The 15,424-nt window shown below is 73.7% G+C and carries 10 protein-coding genes; 6 read left to right on the top strand and 4 right to left on the bottom strand.

The genetic code is table 11. From position 1 onward, the window contains the following. The first annotated feature begins 210 nt into the window (after positions 1–210). Positions 211–2,265: a DNA helicase RecQ gene (recQ, locus tag ACIQR3_RS03880; protein ID WP_403533606.1), complete on the top strand. Its 2,055-nt coding sequence runs from the start codon at positions 211–213 to the stop codon at positions 2,263–2,265. A gap of 15 nt (positions 2,266–2,280) precedes the next feature. On the opposite strand, the gene ACIQR3_RS03875 is transcribed toward recQ, so the two are convergent. Together ACIQR3_RS03875 and fahA are read right to left on the bottom strand one after the other, a co-directional pair. Continuing rightward, a complete protein-coding gene (locus ACIQR3_RS03875; protein ID WP_403533603.1) occupies positions 2,281–3,219 on the bottom strand; it encodes a M56 family metallopeptidase in 939 nt (312 codons plus the stop codon). A gap of 327 nt (positions 3,220–3,546) precedes the next feature. After that, a complete protein-coding gene (fahA, locus tag ACIQR3_RS03870; protein WP_403533600.1) occupies positions 3,547–4,758 on the bottom strand; it encodes a fumarylacetoacetase in 1,212 nt (403 codons plus the stop codon). 460 nt (positions 4,759–5,218) lie between these two features. Between fahA and ACIQR3_RS03865 the strand changes: the two genes are divergently transcribed. The 5 genes from ACIQR3_RS03865 (at position 5,219) to ACIQR3_RS03845 (ending at position 13,066) form a co-directional block, all read left to right on the top strand. After that, on the top strand, positions 5,219–6,439 hold the full coding sequence (locus tag ACIQR3_RS03865) for a DegT/DnrJ/EryC1/StrS family aminotransferase (protein WP_403533598.1): 1,221 nt from the start codon (positions 5,219–5,221) through the stop codon (positions 6,437–6,439). Beyond that, positions 6,432–8,915 carry a lipopolysaccharide biosynthesis protein gene (locus ACIQR3_RS03860; RefSeq protein WP_403533596.1) on the top strand — a complete coding sequence of 828 codons (2,484 nt, stop codon included), beginning with the start codon at positions 6,432–6,434 and terminating at the stop codon, positions 8,913–8,915. The genes ACIQR3_RS03865 and ACIQR3_RS03860 overlap by 8 nt, the downstream gene beginning before the upstream one ends. Before the next feature lie 686 nt (positions 8,916–9,601). Beyond that, the gene (locus tag ACIQR3_RS03855; RefSeq protein WP_403534000.1) at positions 9,602–11,437 is read left to right on the top strand and encodes a glycosyltransferase; all 1,836 of its coding nucleotides are present in this window, start codon (positions 9,602–9,604) and stop codon (positions 11,435–11,437) included. A 4-nt stretch (positions 11,438–11,441) separates the two neighbouring features. After that, positions 11,442–11,900 carry a hypothetical protein gene (locus tag ACIQR3_RS03850; RefSeq protein WP_403533593.1) on the top strand — a complete coding sequence of 153 codons (459 nt, stop codon included), beginning with the start codon at positions 11,442–11,444 and terminating at the stop codon, positions 11,898–11,900. 161 nt (positions 11,901–12,061) lie between these two features. Continuing rightward, the gene (locus tag ACIQR3_RS03845; protein ID WP_403533591.1) at positions 12,062–13,066 is read left to right on the top strand and encodes a glycoside hydrolase family 26 protein; all 1,005 of its coding nucleotides are present in this window, start codon (positions 12,062–12,064) and stop codon (positions 13,064–13,066) included. A gap of 28 nt (positions 13,067–13,094) precedes the next feature. On the opposite strand, the gene ACIQR3_RS03840 is transcribed toward ACIQR3_RS03845, so the two are convergent. Next, positions 13,095–13,850: a polysaccharide deacetylase family protein gene (locus ACIQR3_RS03840; protein ID WP_403533589.1), complete on the bottom strand. Its 756-nt coding sequence runs from the start codon at positions 13,848–13,850 to the stop codon at positions 13,095–13,097. A 137-nt stretch (positions 13,851–13,987) separates the two neighbouring features. Continuing rightward, on the bottom strand, positions 13,988–15,421 hold the full coding sequence (locus ACIQR3_RS03835; protein WP_403533587.1) for a glycosyltransferase: 1,434 nt from the start codon (positions 15,419–15,421) through the stop codon (positions 13,988–13,990). Positions 15,422–15,424 lie beyond the last annotated feature (3 nt).

The following is a 15,424-nucleotide window of genomic DNA, read 5'->3' as shown; positions in this document are numbered from 1 at the left end:
CAGACTATCGGCCGGAAACGGGCAGGTCTCCCGCGAACGTATGAACGACCTTCGTGACCTTGACGGCAGTGAGGGACGGTGAGTGGGCGGGGTGGCCGGGGCCTGTGGATAACTCCGTGGCTGTCGGTGCGGACCCCTATCGTGGAGGCAGTGGTCGGGGCAGGACAGACGGGCCGGGCAGACGGGGCAGGACGTACGGGGGACAGGACGATGGGCGGGACGAGCGTGATCGGCGAGACGGCAGGGACCAGGGCCGCGGACGGCGGGGACAGCGAGGCGGTCGCCGCGCTGCGCCGGGTCTTCGGGTACGAGGACTTCCGCGGCGAACAGGAAGCGGTCATCGAGCACGTGGTCGCGGGTGGCGACGCGGTCGTGCTCATGCCGACCGGCGGCGGCAAGTCGCTGTGCTACCAGATTCCGTCCCTGGTCAGGCCGGGCACCGGCATAGTGATCTCCCCGCTCATCGCGTTGATGCAGGACCAGGTGGACGCGTTGCGGGCGCTCGGGGTGCGCGCCGGGTTCATGAACTCGACGCAGGACTTCGACGAGCGCCGCACGGTGGAGGCCGAGTTCCTCGCCGGAGAGCTGGACCTGCTCTACCTGGCGCCCGAGCGGCTGCGGCTGGAGAGCACCCTCAACCTGCTCTCCCGGGGCAAGATCGCGGTCTTCGCCATCGACGAGGCGCACTGCGTCTCCCAGTGGGGTCACGACTTCCGGCCGGACTACCTCGCGCTGTCCCTGCTGGGCGAGCGCTGGCCGGACGTGCCGCGTGTCGCGCTCACGGCGACGGCCACCCACGCCACCCACCGGGAGATCACCGAGCGGCTGAACATGCCGGCGGCCCGGCACTTCGTGGCCAGCTTCGACCGGCCCAACATCCAGTACCGGATCGTGCCGAAGACCGACCCCAAGAAGCAGCTGCTGACCTTCCTGCGCGAGGAGCACCCGGGAGACGCGGGCATCGTCTACTGCCTCTCCCGGAACTCGGTGGAGAAGACGGCCGAGTTCCTCTCCCGTAACGGCGTCGAGGCGGTGCCGTACCACGCGGGACTGGACGCGGGCACCCGCGCGGCGCACCAGTCGAGGTTCCTGCGGGAGGAGGGCCTGGTGGTCGTGGCGACCATCGCCTTCGGCATGGGCATCGACAAGCCGGACGTGCGGTTCGTCGCCCACCTCGACCTGCCCAAGTCGGTCGAGGGCTACTACCAGGAGACGGGCCGGGCCGGCCGGGACGGACTGCCCTCGACGGCCTGGATGGCCTACGGGCTCAACGACGTCGTGCAGCAGCGCAAGCTGATCCAGTCCGGCGAGGGCGACGAGGCGTTCCGGCGGCGGGCCCAGTCCCACCTGGACGCCATGCTCGCCCTGTGCGAGACCGTCCAGTGCCGGCGCGGCCAGCTCCTCGCCTACTTCGGACAGGACCCGGAGGCGTCCGGCTGCGGCAACTGCGACACCTGCCTCACCCCGCCGGAGACCTGGGACGGCACGGTCGCGGCGCAGAAGGCGTTGTCGACGGTGGTGCGGCTGAAGCGGGAGCGCGGGCAGAAGTTCGGCGCCGGGCAGATCATCGACATCCTGCTGGGCAAGCGCACCGCCAAGGTCATCCAGTTCGACCATGACCAGCTCTCGGTGTTCGGCATCGGGGACGAGCTGAGCGAGGGCGAGTGGCGTGGCGTCGTCCGGCAGCTGCTGGCCCAGGGACTGCTGGCGGTGGAGGGGGAGTACGGCACGCTGGTGCTGACCGACGACAGCGCGGCCGTGCTGCGCCGGGAGCGGGAGGTTCCGCTGCGCAAGGAGCCGAAGAAGCCCACGGCGCTGAAGGCGTCCGGCGGGGGACGCGGTGAGCGCAAGGCCAAGGCCGCGGCGGCGGAGCTGCCCCAGGCGCTGGTGCCCGCCTTCGAGGCGCTGCGCGCCTGGCGTGCCGAGCAGGCCAGGGAACAGGGCGTCCCGGCCTACGTGATCTTCCACGACGCCACGCTCCGGGAGATTGCCACGGTGTGGCCCACGTCGATCGGGCAGCTCGGCTCCATCAGCGGTGTCGGCGAGAAGAAGCTGATGACGTACGGCGAGGGCGTGCTGGAGGTGCTCGCGGGGCTGGGTGGACCGGCCGGCGGTACCGAGCCCTCCTCGGCTCCCGCACCCACCGCGGTCCCGTCCGCGGTCCCGTCCGTGGGCCCGTCCGTGGGCCCCGCCACGGACCTCGCGTCGGACATGGGTCCGGACGACTGGCCCGAGCACGAGCCGGAGCCCGACGACTGGATATAGCCGGGCCCGGGCGGCTCAGGACAGAGCCGTGAGGCCCGGGGCGAAGGTGATCAGCAGGGGGAGGAGCGGGACCAGGGCGGCCGTCGCCGTGGTCATGGCGCGGTGGCGGCGGCCCAGGCGGGGCTGCGGCTCCAGGAGGCGGTCGACGCGTTCCCCGAGGAGGCGGTGGCTGGAGGCGCAGGACAGGACGCCCCGGTGCTGGTTCAGCTCGATCAGGGCGAGGGCCGTGGTCAGGTGGCCGCAGCGCCGGGAGGCGGTGTCGTCGGCGGCGAGTTCCACCAGACGGTGGGTCTGGTCGCAGAAGTGGGCGAAGAGCGGGACACGGGGGAAGCCGGTGGCCAGGGCGGTGGAGAGGTGCAGCAGCCAGTCGTGGCGGGCGCGGGCGTGGCCACGCTCGTGGGTGAGGACCGCGTCGATCTGGTGGTCGGTGAGACGTTGCAGGGCACCGGTGGTGACGATCAGCTGGGGCGGGCTACCGGGCATCCACCAGGCGTCCGGGTACTCGTCCTCCAGCACGAGGAGAGGCCCGCGCGCGGTGGGGAGCCCGGCGGGCAGGTCGGGGGCGCGCTCGCGCAGATGCGAGCGGGCCCGGGCTCGGCGCCGGCGGGCTTCGGCCAGTTCCCGGGCGAGCATGGCGGTGGTCCAGGCGGCTCCGCAGGCCAGCAGGACGGTGAGGGCGGCGGTCCAGGGCGGGCCGGCGGAGAGGTTGTACGCCTCGGTCACCGCGGGCGGCGCCGGGGCGAAGAGCTGGGCGCGGACCGTGCCGAAGACGGCGGCGGCGCCCAGGGCCAGGGCGGTCAGACAGCACAGCAGGACCGTGGCGACCAGGCACTGCCACACCCACAGCGCGACCACCGGGTCCCGTTCCGGCCAACTGGCCCGGGTCAGCGCGCGGGGCGCCGGCACGGCGGCGGTCAGGGCGACGACGCTCAGCAGAAGCAGGCTGACGGTCATGCCACGGGCTCCGGATCCTGGTCGGAAAGGCGGCTCGGCTCTGGATCGTGCGGGGGCGGAAAGGTGCTCGCGCACCGTCCGCCGACAGTATGACGGTGCGGGGCGGTGGGAGTCAGGTCCGAGGACCGCCAAGTGTCCGTTGTCTCGCTCGGCCTTCGTTTCGGCGGTCACCTTCTCTTCGCGGGCTCCTTGTGCTTCGGCGGTCCCCTTCTCTTCGCCGGTCCCTTGTGCTTCCGCGGTCCCTTTCTTTCCGTCGGTCCCTCGGCCGTTCCCTCCGTCGGTCCCTTGCCGTTGCCGTTGCCGTCGCTGCCGGCCCGGGCGTTCTGGTCAGCTCGCGACCACCCGCCCCGTCACCTCGCCCAGTCCCACCCGGGTGCCGTCCGGGCCGGGAGCCCAGGCGGACAGGGTGACCTCGTCGCCGTCCTCCAGGAAGGTCCGCTTGCCGTCCGGGAGTTCGAGGGGGTCGCGGCCGTTCCAGGTCAGTTCCAGCAGGGACCCGCGTTCCCGTTCGGAAGGGCCGCTGACGGTGCCCGAGCCGTACAGGTCGCCGGTGCGCAGCGAGGCGCCGTTGACGGTCAGGTGGGCCAGTTGCTGGGCGGCCGTCCAGTACATGGTGGCGAAGGGCGGCTGGGAGACGACGTGGCCGTTGACGGCGACGGAGATCCGCAGGTCGTAGCCGCTCGGTTCCTCGTCGGCGTCGTCGAGGTACGGCAGCAGCCGGTGGGTCCGCTCCGGCGGGGCGGTCCGTGCGGCCTCCAGGGCGTCGAGCGGGGTGATCCACGCCGAGACCGACGTGGCGAAGGACTTGCCGAGGAACGGGCCGAGGGGGACGTACTCCCAGGCCTGGATGTCCCGTGCCGACCAGTCGTTCAGCAGGCAGAGCCCGAACACGTGCTCGCGCCAGTCGTGGAGCGGGACCGGCCGGCCGGGCTCGCTCGGCGTCCCGACCACGAAGCCGACCTCGGCCTCGATGTCCAGGCGTACGGACGGGCCGAAGACGGGGGCCGGGTCGGTGGGGGACTTGCGCTGACCGGAGGGGCGTACGACGTCCGTGCCCGAGACCACCACCGTGCCGGAGCGGCCGTGGTAGCCGATCGGCAGGTGCTTCCAGTTCGGGGTCAGGGAGTCGGCGGCGTCGGGGCGGAAGATGCGGCCGACGTTCCGGGCGTGGTTCTCGGAGGCGTAGAAGTCGACGTAGTCGGCCACCTCGAAGGGCAGGTGCAGGGTGACCGAGGAGAGGGGGTGGAACAGCGGGGCGAGGGTCTCGCGGTGTGCGGGGACCGTCACCCAGGCGGTCAGCGCACGCCGTACGTCTGACCAGGTGGTGCGGCCGGCCGCCAGCAGCGGGTTGAGGGTGGGCCGGGCGAGGAGGGAGGCGTACGGCGATCCGAGGGCACGGGCGGCCGCGCCGGCGTCGAGGACGTGGTCGCCCAGCCGGACGCCCACCGTCCGCTCCTCCTTCCCGGGGGTCGAGAACACGCCGTACGGGAGGTTGTGCGGGCCGAAGGGGTGGCCTTCGGGGATGTCGGAGAGGGGCATCTGTGCTGCCTCGCTTTCGTACTCGGCGGTGGGTGCCGGTGCCTGCGGTGCGTGCCGGCGCGTGCCCGCGGGTGTCGGGGCGTGTCGGTGCCGGGTGCGCACCGCCCGTGCTGGGGGTTCCGGGTGGCCGGGCCACACGTTACGGCGGTCGGGGCGCGTCGGGGCAGAGCGCGGGCCGACGGTGTGTACGGCGGGGTGAGTGACGGGTGAGGTGCCCGGTCGGGTGCCGGACGGGGCGGCCGGCGGGTAGCGCTCCGCTTCCGTTTGTGTGCGGGAAGTTGTCCACAGGCCGGTCCGCAATCTTGACGGAGCGGTGCGAACGGGGAGAGTCTGGACGGGTGCCGGAAGGCCTCGGGGAGGGGGCGTTCCGACGGCACATCAGGGGGAGCGGATGGCCATTGGGGAGGCCGGTCCGGGTTCGGTGTCGTCGCATGCCAGGCCGAAACGCCCGGCGCGCACCATGCGCGACAGACTCGGCCGGGAATGCGTGTACGTACCGTCATGCCGGTTCGGGCTGTACGCGGCACTGCGGCACTGGTGCCCGCCGGGCGGCCGGGTGCTGATGTCGCCGGTCAACGACGACGTCATCTTCTTCGTCGTCCTGGCGGCCGGACTGCGGCCGGTGCAGGCGCCGTTGAACCCGTGGGACGCGTCCATCGACCTCGACGCCGTGCCCGAGGAGACATGGGGCTCACTGTCCGCCGTACTGACGACCAACCTGTACGGGAACCCGGACCCGGCGCCCGAGCTGCGGGCGCGGTGCGACGCGTTGGGCATCCCGCTGTTCGAGGACGCGGCGCACGCCATCGGCAGTGCGGTGGGCGGCCGTCCGGTCGGGACCTGGGGCGACGCCTCCGTCTTCAGCCTGTCCAAGCACGTCGGGGCGCACGCCGGGGGGATTCTCGCGGTCGCCGATCCGGGTGTGCGGGACGCGCTGGAGAAGGCGTGCGAGGACCTGCTGGCGCCGCGCCGGACGACGGCCGAACTCGCTTACGCCGTCCGGCCGTATGCGGAGGCGGCCGTGCGGGGGCTGCGGCTGCGGCGGGCCGCCTGGGCGGCGCTGCGGGTGCTGGGCATGGCCGAGCGGGAGGAGATCCGGATGCCGCTGCGGCCCGAGGCGCTGGCCCGCGCGGTCGCCGCCGCGCCGGATCTGGACGCGCACGACCCCTGGGTCCGCGTCGACATGCACGACTACCGGCTGAGATCCGGCCGGTTCCGGCTCGCTCGCGTCGGCCGCAAGCTCGACCGGCTGGACGAGGTGCTCGCCGACTGCCGGACGGGGACGGAGCGGTTGCTGGCGACGCGCTGGGCACACGCCGGGCGCGGGGGGCCGGACGGCGCGGTGCAGCCGTTGTTCCGGGTGCCGCTGCTCGTGGCGGACCGGGACGCGGCGGCGGCGGCTCTGGCGCGGCGGGGCATCGTCGTCGGGTACCTCTACGATCCGCCGCTGGACGACTACGCCGGCCCGGAGTTCACCGACCCCTCGCCCGCTCCCGAGGGGGCGCGCTGGTTCGCGCGGCATGCGCTGCCCGTGGACCCGCTGCGCGCGCGGGAGGCCATCGAGGCCCTGGAGGATTCCGGCGTCCGGCCGGCCGAGCCGCCCGAGGGCCTGAGCAGGCCGGGGCCGGTGCCGGAGGGACCGGGTCCGTTACCGCGAGGGCCGGGGCCGTTCCGTGACTGAGGCGCAGGTGCAGGAGACGGCGGAGGCGCGGGCGGACGACGGGGACCGGCCGTCCGACGGGGCGCACGGCTCCGACTCGCTGTTCAAGAACGCCTACTTCCTCATGCTCAGCACCGGCGTGTCCGCCGTGCTCGGGCTGGGGTTCTGGCTGGTGTCCGCCCGGTACTACACCGAGGAGGCCGTCGGCCAGGGCTCCGCCGCCATCGCGGCGATGCGGCTGCTCGCCAGCATCACGGCGACGACGATGATCGGCGCCGTGGTCCGCTTCGTGCCACGTGCCGGACGGGCGACGGGGTCACTGGTCTGGCGTGCCTACGCGGCCAGTTCGGTGGTCGTCGCGCTGGCGGCCGGCGTCTTCCTGCTCACCCTCGACCGCTGGGGCGACTCGTACGCGCCGCTGGGCACGCCGGTGGCGGGGACGCTGTTCGTCGCCGCCTGCGTGGCCTGGGCGCTGCTCACCCTCCAGGACGGCGTGCTGACCGGGCTGCGCAAGGCCGAGTGGGTGCCGGCCGGCAACGCGGTGTTCTCGGTCGGGAAGCTGATCCTGCTCGCCGTCTTCGCCTCCGCGCTGCCGGTGCTCGGCATCTTCGTCTCGTGGGCCGTGGCGATCGCCTTCTCCACGCTGCCCCTCGGCTGGCTGATCTTCCGCAGACTGATCCCGCGGCAAGCCGCCGCCGACCACGACCTCGAACCGCCCGCCTACCGCGAGATGGGCCGTTTCCTGGCGGGGGACTCGCTGGGCGCGCTGTTCAGCCTGGCCATGATCAACCTGCTGCCGGTGATGGTCGCCGTCCGCTTCACCGCCGCGGAGAACGGCTACTTCTACGTGGCGTACACCGTCGGCGGCACGATGGAGTTCATGGCCATCAACATGGCCTCCTCGCTCACCGCGCACGCCTCGCACGACCCGCGCCGCCTCGCCGACGGCGTCCGCGGGGCGCTGCGCCGCATGACGCTGCTGCTGGTGCCGGTCGTGGCGTTCCTGGTGGCCTTCGCGCCGCAGATCCTCGCCCCGTTCGACGACGACTACGCCGAGCACGGCTCCGCGGTGCTGCGGCTGCTCGCCCTCGGTGCGCTGCCGCGGATCGTGGTGGAGCTGTACATAGGGGTGCTGCGGGTCCAGGGCCGGACCGGCGCGCTCGCCGCCGTCCAGGGCGCGATGTGCGCCCTCGTGCTGGGCAGCGCGACGGTGCTGTTCACTCCGGCCGGGATCGCGGGCGCCGGCTGGGCGGTGCTGCTGGGGATGACGTTGGTCGCCGCCGGCTGTGTGCCCGGCCTGCGCACGGCGCTGCGCGGCGGCGGCGCCTCCGGCCGGGGGCCGGGCGGCGGAGCCGGCGACGGGGAGGCGCCGGGGGGCCGCCGGAAGCCGACGGCACCGGGCACGCCCTCCTACGGCACCCGCTGGGCACGGCTGAACGCCACCGCCGGGTACGGCACGAGCTGGGCCCGCAAGGCCGCGTACGCGGTTGATCCGGCGGACGGGAGGCAGGGGGAGGGGCGGGAGGACACCGTCACCCTCTTCATCGGGCGGCCCGGTTATGAGCGGGAGGCGTTGGAGGCGGACCCGCTGGCCGTGATCGTCCGGTCGCCGGACGGTGCGGGGGACGGCGCGGGGAACGGGCCGGCCGGTGGCCCGCCGGACCGGGAGGGCGGGGACGGCGGGGGCACCGGGGGCGGGGATTCCCCGGGGGCGCAGGGCTCCCCGGGCTCACTGGGAGCGCAGGGTGCCGAGCCCGTCGGGTCTGCTCCGTCCGCTTCGTCCGCTCCGTCCGCCGGGGCCGTCCGGTCTGCCAGGTCCGTCGGGGAAGAGACCTGGGACAGGCGGCTGCGGATCGGCCTCTGGGTGGTGCTCGGCGTCGCCACCGCGGTCTTCTGGACGGCGCTGCGCGGACTGCCCTGGCTGGACGGGGTCTCCCGGACCGCACTGACCGGCCGAGAACTGCTGGAGGAGCTGCCGCTGGCCGCGCTCGTCGCGGGCGGGATGCTGCTCGTCGTGTTCGTGGCCTCCGTGACCCTGAGCGCGCGCCTCGACTGGCGGCTCCCCGGAGCCGCCCTGGGCGCCGCCGTGATCGCCCTGTACGCGGCACCTGTCGCCCTCGGCCGGGAACCACAGCCGGTGGACGGGACGTTCTACACCAAGACGGCCGGATTCCTCGCGGACGCGGTGGGGCTCGACGGCCCCGAGCCGCTGCTGCGCTGGGCGCCGCCCGTTCTGCAACTGCTGTGCCTCGTGCCGCTGTGGCCGCTGCTCGCGTACGCGGGCGACCGGCTGCCGTGGCCGGGACGCTGGGGGGTTCTGTATCTCGCCGCGGTGGGCGGCTGGGTGTGGCGGCAGGCGCTCGCGCCGGTCGCGCTGCCCCTTCTCCTGCTGCTCGCGCTGCTCGTCCTGCTCGTCCTGGTCCTGCCACCGCGCCGACCGGCCCCGACGCCCGAGCCCCCGCACCGCTCCAGACCGAACGACAGATCCAGGGACTGATCGAGCACAGAGCCGAACCGCCAGGGGGGAACGTCGTGCGTCCGCCAGCAACTCCACGGGAGAGATCCGCACCGGAGCCCGTGCCCGCACCGGAGGCCCCGGACGCGTCGTCCCGGGACACGCCGTCCCCGGAGGCGTCGGCCCCGGACGCACCGCCCGAACGTGCCGAGGCGGTGGTGACCGACGAAGCGGTCGGGAGGGGCGAAGAGGAAAGGCCGGACGAAGCGGCCGAGAAGCCCGGCGGCACGGACGTCGGCGCTGCCGGCGATGCCAGCGATGCCAGTGCTGCCGTAGACGCCGTAGACGCCGTAGATGCCGTAGACGCCTTAGATGTCTTAGGCGTTGGAGATGCCGTAGATGCCGTAGATGTCGCAGGCGTCATGGACGTGGTCGATGCCGACGACGTCGCCGAGGCGGTCCCGGAGGCCGAGGCGACCGAAGCGGCCGAGACGACCGAAGCGACCGAGGCGACTGCCACGCCCGCCTCCCAGGAGCCGGCGGACCGCAGTGCCGAAGACGTCTCCGCCCGCCCGCCGGGAGACGTGACCGTCCGGCCTCCCGGAGACACGTCCGCCCGGTCCCAGGGGGCGCGGCGGCAGGCGGGTGCGCGGTTTCGTGGCGCCGTGCGGACCACGCGCCGCCGTCCCCCCACTGCCCCGGAGCCACCGGGCCCCGCCGCCGATTCCATGACGGACCTCTCCGACCTCTCGCCCGCCTGGCGGTCCCGGTACCGCGCTGCCGGGGCCTGGCCGGCCCTGCCCCTGCTGGCGGCGCTCGCCCTGTGGGCGTACGCGATCGGCCACACCGACGTCTCCCACCTCGACGACTTCGGCCTCGTCAGCGCGGTGCACCCGGCCTTCTGGGCCGGCCTGGCCGTGCTCACGGCCGGCTTCTGGTTCACCGCCCGCGACCCGAGGCGCCCGCAGGGCTGGTCGTTCGCGTACGTCGTCGGGCTGCTGCTGATGGAGCGGGCCACCCAGGCCCTGGTGTACCCGACCCCGCTGTACGCCTGGGCGTGGAAGCACGACGCGGTCATCGACCACCTGCTGACCTCCGGCGGCCTGGGGACCGAGGAGCAGCTGGGCGACATGGCCGTCTACGACCAGTGGCCGGGCTTCTTCGCCGCTCAGGCGGCGCTGGTGCGGCTGCTCGGCGTGGACAACACCGCGATGTACATGGCGTGGTGGCCCCTGGTCTCCAGCCTGATGCTGCTGCTCCCGCTGCTGCTGATCTACCGCACCTTCACCACCGACCGCCGGCTCATCTGGACCTCGGTGTGGCTCTTCTACGTGGCCAACTGGGTGGGTCAGGACTACTTCTCCCCGCAGTCCGTCGCCTTCGCGCTGCACGTGGGCGTGCTGGCCGTCGTCCTGCGCCGGTACGGCGGCCGGCGCGGCGGGCGCGGCCGGCAGCGGCCGGCGGTCTGGACGGTGCTGCTGACCGTGCTGGTCACGACCATCGTCGTCTCGCACCAGCTGACGCCCGGCATGCTGGTCGTCTCCCTGCTGGCGCTGTGCCTCGCCCGCCGCTACCGCGACTGGGTGCCGACGGTCACCACGGTCGTCCTCTTCCTGGCCTGGTGCCTCACGGCGGCGCTGCCCTTCCTGTCCGCCGCGATGCCGGACATGATCCGCTCGGTGGGCGACGTCGGCGCCAACGTGGAGACCGGGTACGGCGCCACCCCGACCGGCACCGGGGCGATCGCCACCTCCTGGGCGGCCCGTCTGCTGTCGGGCTCCGTCCTGCTGCTCGCGGCGCTCGGCGTGCTGCGCCAGCCGGTGCTGCGCTACCGGGCGCTGCCCCTGCTGCTGATCGCCGCGGCCCCGCTGCCCATGTTCGTGGCCAGCAGTTACGGCAGCGAAATGATCTTCCGGGTGCTGATGTTCATGCTGCCCGGCGCGGCCTTCTTCGCCGGGGCCGCGCTGCTGCCCAAGGTGCGCACCCTGGCCGCCGACCTCGCCGCGCGCGAGTCGGCCGGGCGGCCCGCGGTCACCGCTCGGCGACGGCGGCTGCCGCTGCCCGACCTCAGGTACGGCGTGTGGGTGCCGCTGGTCACGCTGCTCGCCGGGACGCTCGCCTTCGTGCCGGCCTACTCCGGCAAGGACCGGATCAACTACTTCCCGCCGCAGGAAGTGGCCCTGGTACGCCAGCTGTTCGACCAGGCACCGGAAGGGTCGCTCGTGGTCGCCGCGAACCGGAACTACCCGCTCGCCTACGACTCGTACTGGAGCGTCGACCACTACTGGTTCCTCGACGACGGCCGCAGTCACGTCGACCGGATCGTGCGCAGCCCGGCCGCCACCCTGGCCCGGGACATGAGCGCCGTGGAACCGCCCGCCCGCGCCTATCTCCTGCTCACCCAGGGGCAGGTGGCCAACTCGGAGATGAACGGCCAGCTCGACGGCGAGCAACTGGACCGCATACGCCGGTCGGTGGCCGCGTCACCGCGCTTCCAGCTGGTGGCGGAGAACAGCGCGGGGACGGTCTACGTCCTTCGACCGGACGAGCCGACGGGGGAGTGAGCCGATGACACCGCAGGACCTCGTGATCCGCATGCTGCCCGCGTTCGGCGGCTGGCTGGCCCTGGCCGCGCTCGCCCTGCCCGGCGGTTCACCGCCGCGCGGCGCCGCGGTGGCGCTCTTCCTGGCAGCCGGTCCGGGCGCGGCCCTGGTCCGGATCTGCGGCCCGGCGCTGCGGTCCCGCCCCGCCGAGGGCCCCGTCGACCGCCGGACCGCCGACTTCGACCGCCACTCGGACCTGCTGGAGCGGCTGATGCTGGCCGTGCTTTTGAGCGTCGGCGTCGTCATCCTCGTCTCGACGGTGCTGATCGCTACGCACGCCTTCAGCGGGGAGCGCGTCCTGCTGATCCTCACCCTGCTGACCACGCTCGCCGCGTTCTGCCCGCGCCTGCGCGCGTCCCCGGCTCCGGCTCTGGCTCCGGCTCCGGGGACGCCACTGAGGACACGGAAGGGTTCCCCTCTGTGAACGTGCCCCGCCAGCCCGACCCGCCCCGCCGACACAGCCCGCCCCGCCGACACAGCCCGCCCCGCCGACACAGCCCGCTCCGCCGGCCCCGTCCCCTCCGGCGCGCAAGGCGCCGCCTCCTGCTGACCTCCGCCACCCTCGCGTGCGCGGCCCTGCTGGCGGTGCTCGCCCTGCGCGACACCGCCGGACCGGACGACGGCTCCGGGACGAGCCCGTCCGGCCAGGACGAGAGGTGCCGCCCGACCGAACTGCTCGAACCGCCCTGCGGCGCCTGGTTCGGCGCCTTCGTGCCGCACGACAAGTCGGACCTCGCCGAGAAGGTGCACGCCTACGAGGAGAAGGCCGGCCGCAAGCTCGACATCGTGTACACGTACCACGACATGTCCGCCGTCACGGACACCAGGCTGGAGGGCCAGCTGCTGACCGAGCAGGAGCAGCGCGTCGGCGAGGACCGGATGCTGCTGCTGTCCTGGGAGAGCAAGTGGTGGGGCGGCACCAAGAAGCAGCAGCCGACGTGGCGGCAGATAGCCGGCGGCGAGCTGGACGACACCGTCATCGACGTCCAGGCGGCGCGGATCAAGGAGTACGGGGAGCGCACCGGCAAGAAGGTGTTCCTCTCCTTCGACCTGGAGATGGACACCCGCACCCCGGCCAGCGGCAGCCCGGAGGAGTACGTCCGCGCCTACCGGCACATCCACGACCGGTTCCGCGACCTCGGCGTGGACAACGTGGTGTGGACGTGGGTGATCACCGGCTACCTGAACCACGCCGATCTGTTCGAGCGGCTGTATCCCGGCGACGAGTACGTCGACTGGATCGGCTACAACCAGTACAACTACTACCTCTGCCACAAGACGGAGTGGCTGAGCTTCGCCCAGACGCAGAACGCCACGCACGACTGGATCCGGACGCACCTGTCCGACGACAAGCCGCTGATGCTCTCGGAGTTCGGCAGCGCCTCCGACCCGGACCGGCCGGACCGGCAGGCCCAGTGGTACGCGCAGGTGCCCCGGGTCCTCAAGGGCCTGGACGGCGTCAAGGCCGCGCTCCAGTGGAACTACCGGGACCCGGGACCGCACTGCGACCTCTCGGTGGCCGGCGACGCGTCCTGGCGCAGTCTGCGCGAGGTGGCCGCCGACCCGTACCTCAACCAGCCGTTGGAGTGACCGGTCCCCCGTGGGCCGTCACGGGCCTTCACCCGGCGAACTCGGGGCCCCGCACCAGCGCGCGGCCCCGCCGGTACCACCGCCAGGCGACCGTCCTGGGGCTGTCGCGGTAGGGCGCGATCCGCGCGCCCCGGCCGGCCAGCCAGCCCTGGACGTCGGCGACGGTGTGGGTGCGCCGGACGATGAGGCGGGCGATGCGGTAGCGCTCGTCGCGGTCGGAGCTGAGCGCGTGCCGCACCGCCGTCGCCGTCTCGTAGCCGGCGCGGGCCGACAGGGACCGCACCTTGGCGCTGTTGTAGCCGTGCGGGTAGGCGAGGTGGCGGACCGGGTGGCCGAGGGCGTCCTCCAGTACGGCCTTGGAGGAGCGGAGTTCGACCGCCAGCGCCGCGGTGGACAGGGTGTCCAGCTGGGCGTGGGTGACGGTGTGGCTGCCGATCTCCATGCCGTGGTCCTCCAGGCCGGCCGCCTGGTCCAGGGTCATCATCGGGGCGGGCGGCAGCAGACTGCGTCCACCGGGCGCGATGGCACCGGTGGTGAGGTAGGCGGTGGCGGCCAGGCCGCGCCCGGCCAGCGTCTCGGCGGTCGGCCCCGGCAGGTCGGCGAAACCGTCGTCGAAGGTCAGCAGCACCGGACGGGGCGGCAGCGGGGCCCGTCCGGCGAGGTGGTCGGCTAGCGCGCTGATGGTCAGGGGGGTACGGCCGCTGTCGGCGATCGCGTCCAGGTGCGCGGCGAACTGGCGCGGGGTGACCGTGAACTCCGCTATCCAGGCGGGCGGGTCGTCCATCACGGCGTGATAGAGGAAGACGGGAATGTGCGCCCCCCGCCCGGCACCCTCTGTTCCCCCAGTTCCCCCAGTTCCCCCTGTTCCCCCCGTCCCCGCCGTGCTGTCCCCGGTGGTTCTCGCGGGCTCTCCTGTCATGATCAGCGCCTCCCCGATGTCCTCGCGCCCCGGCCCACCGCGGCCCCGGGCGACTCCAGTCCGACCGTGCGCAGGGCGCGCCGGGCCCGCAGATAGCCGAGGGGGCCGTACAGCATGCCCCGGCGCTGGAGGCGCGACAGACGCCGCGGCCAGGGGTGGGTACGGGCGTCGTGCCCGCCCGGCACCCCGGCGCCAGCCTCCCCGCCACCGCCCTCCCCGTCCCGTACGGCCGTCAGGGCCCGCGCGTGGGCCAGCCCGCCCGGCAGCCGGGCGAGGAACGCCGGCAGCAGCCCCGGGCGGTTGACGAGGACGGCCGTGAGGTACGCGGTCAGCCCCGCCCCGTAACCGAACGCCTGGGTCTCCAGGTCCCGCCAGGTCTCCCGGTGGTGGTGCCAGACCAGGGCGTCCGGGACGTAGCGCAGCCGGTACCCGTGGGCGAGGACGCGGACGAAGCCGTAGAGGTCGTCACCGCCCCGGGCGTGCGTGCCCGCGCCGGTGGCCGGGTCGAAGCCGCCGACCTCGCGCAGCACCGCCGTACGGAAGGCCATGCCCGCCCCGGAGCCGAACCGTCCGGCGGTGAACGGGAACAGCGGTTCGTCGGCGGGCGGGTCGGCGGGGTCGTACGTCCGTGGGGTGAAGCCCTTGGCGAAGCCGCCGTGGCTCTCCAGGAGCACCTGGGCGGGGGTGCGCAGCCGCGCGGGCAGGATCAGGCCGGTGGCGCAGCCGAGACCCGGATCGGCGGCGAAGGGCGTGGTCAGCTCGGCCAGCCAGCGCGGGTCGGCGACCACGTCGTCGTCGGTGAAGGCGGTCACCTCGCCGCGTACGACATCGAGCCCCCGGTTGTGCGCGGTCGCGAGGCCGGGCACCGGTTCGCACACGTAGCGCACCCGTTCGCCGTACTTCCGCTCGACCAGGTCACGGGTCTCGTCGGTCACCGGCGCGTTGTCCACGACGACGATCTCGAAGTCCGGGTGGTCCTGGGCGAGCAGCGAGTCGAGGGCGCGGGCCAGCTGGCCCGCCCGTTCCCGGGTGGCGACCACGACACTCGCGGACGGCGGCACGGGCGCGGTCCCCTTCTCCGGCACCGGTCCTGTCGCCGGCACCGGCCCCTTCTCCGGCACCGGTCCTGTCGCCGGCACCGGCCCCTTCTCCGGCACCGGCCCGTCCGCCAGATCCTGGGCCAGCTCCGCCAGCACGGACACCGCGTCGGCCCCCTCCGGCACCCGCCCCACCAGTGTGCCCACCGGCCGCCCCGCCCGCCGTACCAGGACGAACACCTCACCCGCGGCCACCGGCGGACTGCCCGGCCCCGGTCTCAGCGAGGCCCCCTCCCCGTCGTCCCCGAGTTCCAGCTCGGCCACCTGCACCGGTCCGATGCTCAGGAACTCCGCTGTCTCCCGTTCCGTCTCCCGCCGTGCACGCGCTGCCCCGAACATGCG

Origin of the sequence: Streptomyces sp. NPDC090994 (genome assembly GCF_044768905.1) — a bacterium.
GTDB lineage: Bacteria > Actinomycetota > Actinomycetes > Streptomycetales > Streptomycetaceae > Streptomyces.
The sequence above is the reverse complement of the archived record's forward strand: the minus strand, read 5'-3'. Positions and strand labels throughout refer to the sequence as shown.